This is a genomic window from Leisingera sp. F5 (assembly GCF_001593695.1).
The window spans coordinates 1-2,011 of the sequence record NZ_LUKH01000610.1 but is presented as its reverse complement, the minus strand read 5'-3'; the positions used below and the strand labels follow the sequence as shown (position 1 = coordinate 2,011).

1 protein-coding gene and 1 pseudogene are annotated in these 2,011 nt (G+C 59.6%); both read right to left on the bottom strand.

Features of this window, described 5'->3' with window-relative positions; genetic code table 11:
* Positions 1-1,207, bottom strand: a 1,207-nt coding sequence (locus A2I95_RS33880) for a glycosyltransferase family 4 protein (protein WP_291736865.1), incomplete at its 3' end; no start/stop codon positions are given.
* Positions 1,208-1,625: 418 nt separating this feature from the next.
* Positions 1,626-1,950, bottom strand: a pseudogene (locus tag A2I95_RS33875) (IS30 family transposase); the annotation flags it as partial.
* Positions 1,951-2,011 lie beyond the last annotated feature (61 nt).

Genomic DNA, 2,011 nt, shown 5'->3' with positions numbered 1-2,011 from the left:
GCGCCAAAAGGGAACAGTAAACGTCTGTGTGCCGCGCCGTGATTGCATCATAGTTATACGTGTTCAGGGCCAGATCCATTGCAACCCTGGCTTTTAACTGCCGCAGTTCCTCATCCCCGGCCAGCGTCAGTAACGCCTGCGCCAGCACTCCGGCAGCATCGCCGGAGCCTGGCGGCGGCAGGGTTATTCCGGCCTCCTGACCCACTGCGCGGCCAATGGCGTCCCCTTCCAGGCAGACGGTGGGCAGGCCGGTCAGCATGGCCTGCAGCAGAACGGTCGCCAGCCCGTGGTGGTAGCTGGGATAGAGAAAAACATCGGCGCGGTTCAGCTCGCTCAGCAGCGCCGCCATCGGCAGTTTCCCGGTCAGGGTTACCGCGGTGTTCAAACCGTTCCGGCGGATCACCGCGCGGATCGCGGTCTCCTGGTTGCCTGCGCCAACCATTGTCAGCCGGGACTGCGGATATGCGGCATGAAATCCGGCAAAGGCGCGGACCGCCAGAAGCGCGCCCTTCCAATCAACAAATTCACCGGCATAGATAATCCGAATCACCCTGCCGCGCTGCAGATCCGTTTTCCGCTGCGCCATCCGCGGCGCGGACTCAATCCCTGTCTGCACAAAATGCACCACTTTGTTCTGCAGTTTGCCAGGAAAGTTGCCCGGCGTGTGCGACAGGATCACATCCGCCCTGGCGCGGGTGCGGCGGACGCCGGGGTCCAGATTGCGCAGGCAAAAGCGCAGAGCCGAGCGGGCAATATCTTTGAGCCGGGCGCGCCAGGGCATCTGCCTGCGGATCAGAGGATGGGTGTTTTCGCTGCCCACCGGCCCCCAGACAAACGGCTTTTTCTGAAAGGCGGCGCCGGAGGGCATCCAGTCCATCCCGCCGGTCAGATGGTGGATGACCTCAAAGCCGTGAACCCGGTCAAACCGGCGGATTGCGGCGGCAGAGCCAAGCTGCCAGAGGTAGTAATACAGCAGGAAGTTCTTTTTTCCGCGGCCCTTCAAGACGATGAACAGGCGCGGCAGATCGTAATAGAGGAGCTTCAGATCCGGGTTCCGGTTTGCAGCGGCCAGGGCAGGCTGGTTGTTGCGACGGGTCAGCACCCAGACCTGATGCGCGCCCGCCAGCCGGTTTGCCAGCGCCCAGCCGATTTCGCCTTCGCCGCCTTTGCCCGGCTCGCAGGCATATGCAAGAATGAGTATTCTCAAAATTCCCTCAGCATAATGGCGGGTGGCGGCACGCACCCCTGTTTCAGAGGCGGAGCGTGCTCATTCTGATCGGTTGGCGGTCAGGGCGGGTCACCGCGGCGGCGGCATCAGCAACGAAAAATGCGTGCACCGCTGGATCCCGCCTGCAGAAAACTGTGTTTATTGATACTGTAATACCGTTCAATCTGCTATACAGGTATGACGCGAGCAATCATTTATTATGGTTTTTTAATAAAACAACTTCAGGCAGTTATTAATAAATGATCTAAAGTTGTAATGTCGTTCTTCCTTCATTGCTCATCCTCCTGGTCCAATCCGGACCACTTTCGCACAAGTGCCTTCAGGAGGGGCTACCCAACCCATCATCAAAGCCACTCCGACAAATCCACCCGTGTGAGCGACACCTGAACCGCGGTACCTATTGCCTCTGAGGGTTGGGGGAGCGGCCCAGTTCTTCCATCATCTTCTCTCTGAAGACCCCGCGGGCGTCTTCCACCCAAGGCATTTGCGGGGCGTGTTGTTAAGACGGTCTCGCAAATTACTTTCATGTCGTGATCTGAGAGCTGCCGGATATCGTGCTTCCGCGGAAGCCATCGCCGGGCCCGCCGGCTTGTGTTCTCAACCGTGCCCTTTTGCCAAGGAGAGCAGGGGGCGCAATACCATGTCTGCGTACTGGTCTGTGCTTGCAGATGCGGCCAGGACACGAATTCGGTGCCGCGGTCGAAAGTGATGGATTTGCGGGCAGGACCACAGTGGCCGGTCCTGCTGGACGTAATACGTCCGGGTGGGCGCTATGCCGTGGCA